Source organism: Streptomyces sp. SID3212 (genome assembly GCF_009865405.1).
Classification (GTDB): Bacteria; Actinomycetota; Actinomycetes; order Streptomycetales; family Streptomycetaceae; genus Streptomyces.
Genome location: NZ_WWJY01000913.1, coordinates 1 through 3,052 on the forward strand (window position 1 = coordinate 1; position 3,052 = coordinate 3,052).

The following is a 3,052-nucleotide window of genomic DNA, read 5'->3' on the forward strand; positions in this document are numbered from 1 at the left end:
CGCCCGGTCGCCGCGTCCGGACGGATCAGCCAGCCGCCCCCGCGCCCCAGGTCGAAGATGCCGGCGGCCGGGACGACCGGCACCACCTGGGCGGGATCGGGCCCGACCCGCACCCCGCGCCCCCGCTCCTCCAGCCACGCCATCACCCCCGCCGCGGAGTCGAGCCCGAACGCGCTGCCGCCCGACAGCACGACGGCGTCGATCCGCCGGACGATGTTGCGCGGATCCAGGGCGTCGGTCTCCCGGGTGGCCGGCCCGCCGCCCCGTACGTCCACCGCCGCCACCACCCCGCCCTCCGGCGCGAGGACCACGGTGGTGCCGGTGAGGGCCAGCGCCCCCGGCACTTGGGCGTGGCCGACCCTCAGTCCGGCCACGTCGGTCAGTGCGTCGTTGCCTGCCATGCGCATCGTTCCCTTCCTCAGATCCGGGCCACGCGCGCGGACCGCGCGGCGAGCGTCACTCCCACGGCGACCGCCGTCGCCGCCACCACCCCCGCAGAGAGGACCGCCCACACCTCCGCGAACGTACAGCCGATGATCACCACCGCCGCGCCCGGGAGCACGAGCTGCTGCGCCGTACCCGTCTTGAAGTGCCTCGCGTGCAGCGCCCACACCGTGATCACGAACAGCGCGGCCGGAACGGTCACGGCGGCCGACGCCGCCGCCGCCGAAATGTGCGACTTCCCCACCGCATGCTCCACCGCGACCTCCAGCCCCGCCCCGATGGCCGCGGCCGACCCGAAGATCACGAAGTGACCGTATCCCCACGGGAGGGCCTCCCTGTTGCTGGTCAGCCGTTGGTGCGCGGGAACCGCGAAGTAGATCCACCAGGCGGCGAAGACGAGCAGGATGCCCCCGCCCGCGATGGGCAGCAGCTTCCCGACGGCTTCGTGCTCGTCGAGCGCCGACTGGACGGCGACCGTCGCGGCCGACATCGTCTCGCCGAGGACGATCAGGGTGAACAGCCCGTACCGCTCGACGATGTGATGCGGGTGCCAGGGTGTCTCATGCGCTCGCTCCGCGATCACCGGCACCAGCAGCTCGGCCACCCCGACCACGACGAACAGCCAGCGCCGCATGCTCTCCGGGGCGGTCAGCAGCGCCACCCACGCCCCCTGGCAGATCACCAGCCCGACCGCGTAGCGCAGTGCGGCCGTCCTGGCTGGCCCCGCGGGCTCGGAGGCTGCCGCCCGCAGCCACTGCCCGGTCAGTGCCACCCGCATCACCAGATATCCGATGACGGCGACGACCCAGTCGTCGTCCATGAAAGCGCGGGGCACGCCCGCCGCGTAGATCAGCACCCCACAGATCTGCACCAGCGTCGCGACCCGGTACGGGACGTCGTCGCAGTCGTAGGCCGAGGCGAACCACGTGAAGTTCATCCAGGCCCACCACACTCCCCAGAAGACGAAGAGGTAGCCGATGATCCCGGTGCCCGGGTGGCCCTCGGCGAGCGCGTGCACCAGTTGCAGTCCGGCCTGCGCGACCGCCACCACGAAGCACAGGTCGAAGAAGAGCTCCAGCGGGGTGGCGGTGCGGTCCGGTTCGTCCCGGCCGCGCGCGGTCATCCTGCGCAGAGGGCCTGCCGCGTTGATCGACGTCATGCGCCCAGCACAGCAGAGGTGGCCCCGCTGGCCGGGCCGGACGCGCGCACGGGCCCGCCCGGCCGCCGATCCGGGCCGGACCTCCGTGACCGTACTCTGGAGGTATGAGCAGCGCCCCCACCCCCGAGCCGGCCGCGGACCAGTCCCGGCCGTCCCGTCCGAAGCCGCCCCGCCCGAGCCCGGGGCTGGTTTTCGACGATCCGCTGGACCAGCAGTCCTCGGACGACACGGACGGCGGCTGGGGGGAGCGGCCCACCGGGGGCGGCGACAGCGCCGCAGACCTGGCCCGTTTCCTGGACGAGAAGCCGCCCCACCACATCTGATCCGGGCGACCGCCGGGCACGCTCCGGCGGCGGAAGGCTAGGGCGTCCTGGGAGCGGGAGCGCTGGGTGCACTGTCCCCCGGGCCGCGCTGGGCCACGAGGGCGTCCCTGATCTCCTTCAGCACCTCCAGCTCGCTCACCTCCATGACTTCCTTCACCTCTTCCTTGGCGGCCTGGTGCTTGGCCCGCCGGGCGAGGAACCTGGACATCGGCAGCACCATCAGGAAATAGACGACGGCCGCCGTGATCACGAAGGTCAGGACCGAGCTGACGACCGTCCCCCACATGATCGGGATGCCTTCGACGACGTTGCCCGCCTCGTCCGTGGAACACGGCGACTTCAGGCATGAGTGGTACCTGTTCAGGTCCTTCGTGCCGAACGCGCCGACCAGCGGGTTGATGACGCCCTTCACGACCGAGTTCACCACGTTCGTGAAGGCAGCGCCGATGACCACCGCGACCGCGAGGTCGATCACGTTCCCGCGCATCAGGAAGGCTTTGAAGCCCGCCAGCACGCTCTCCTTGTCCTTGCTCACGAGTGAGCCCTTCTTCATATCTGCGCGGACGACCAACTGCCCCGCAACCTACGACAGCGCGTGCCCGTGCTGTCCAATCCGCACACGCGATCAGGGGACCCGCCAGCTCGTCAGTACGACTCAGCACAGCGTCACCGCCAAGGGGGACACCGCGCCCGCCCCGGCCAGCTCGGCGGCGGTGGCGCGCGGCACGGACAGAACGACCAGCGCTCCGGCCTCCGTCGGCGTCTGCCGGTCCGTGTCCCCCTCGCCGCCGGCGGGGTCGGGGATCTCCGTCACCCGGGCACCCGCCGCCACCACACGGGCCCCGGCGCGCTCTTCCGCCCCGTCGAGCCCGGCCGTGGGCGTGGCGATCACATCGACCCGGTCACCGCGGCGCAGCAGCCGGACCGTCGCCGCGTCGGCGATCCGCACGGGCGCGGACGCCATTTCGACGGGGGCGGAACCGGCGGCGGACGCCTGAGGCGGTGAGGTTCCGTGGGGCGGGGCGCCGTCGGGCGCACCGGCCGCATTGTCACCACGGGAGGCGGCGTCCCCCGTCGCGCCCACCGAGCCGCCCGCACCGCCGGCGGCCAAGGCCGCCGCCGTCAT

Annotated in this window: 5 protein-coding genes; 1 reads left to right on the plus strand and 4 read right to left on the minus strand. The window is 72.7% G+C overall.

Annotated elements, in window-relative coordinates:
- A partial coding sequence (locus GT042_RS27400; protein ID WP_202533953.1) for a P1 family peptidase occupies positions 1-401 on the minus strand: 401 nt, incomplete at its 3' end.
- A 17-nt stretch (positions 402-418) separates the two neighbouring features.
- Complete coding sequence (locus GT042_RS27405; protein ID WP_161311404.1) at positions 419-1,603, minus strand: low temperature requirement protein A; 1,185 nt, start codon at positions 1,601-1,603, stop codon at positions 419-421.
- A gap of 104 nt (positions 1,604-1,707) precedes the next feature.
- Here GT042_RS27405 and GT042_RS27410 point away from each other — a divergent pair, with 104 nt between their 5' ends.
- Positions 1,708-1,926, plus strand: a complete 219-nt coding sequence (locus GT042_RS27410; RefSeq protein WP_161311405.1) for a hypothetical protein — start codon at positions 1,708-1,710, stop codon at positions 1,924-1,926.
- A 37-nt stretch (positions 1,927-1,963) separates the two neighbouring features.
- Here the strand turns inward: GT042_RS27410 and mscL are convergent, their stop codons facing one another.
- Both mscL and GT042_RS27420 read right to left on the minus strand, forming a co-directional pair.
- Positions 1,964-2,461, minus strand: a complete 498-nt coding sequence (gene mscL / locus GT042_RS27415) for a large conductance mechanosensitive channel protein MscL (protein WP_345943943.1) — start codon at positions 2,459-2,461, stop codon at positions 1,964-1,966.
- Between the two features lie 120 nt (positions 2,462-2,581).
- Positions 2,582-3,052, minus strand: a 471-nt coding sequence (locus GT042_RS27420) for an RcpC/CpaB family pilus assembly protein (protein ID WP_161311407.1), incomplete at its 5' end; no start/stop codon positions are given.

Bases quoted from the DNA above. Each gene is read 5' to 3' on its own strand.
- GT042_RS27410 (WP_161311405.1), top strand. From the start codon at position 1,708: ATGAGCAGCGCCCCCACCCCCGAGCCGGCCGCGGACCAGTCCCGGCCG.
- GT042_RS27405 (WP_161311404.1), bottom strand. From the start codon at position 1,603: ATGACGTCGATCAACGCGGCAGGCCCTCTGCGCAGGATGACCGCGCGC.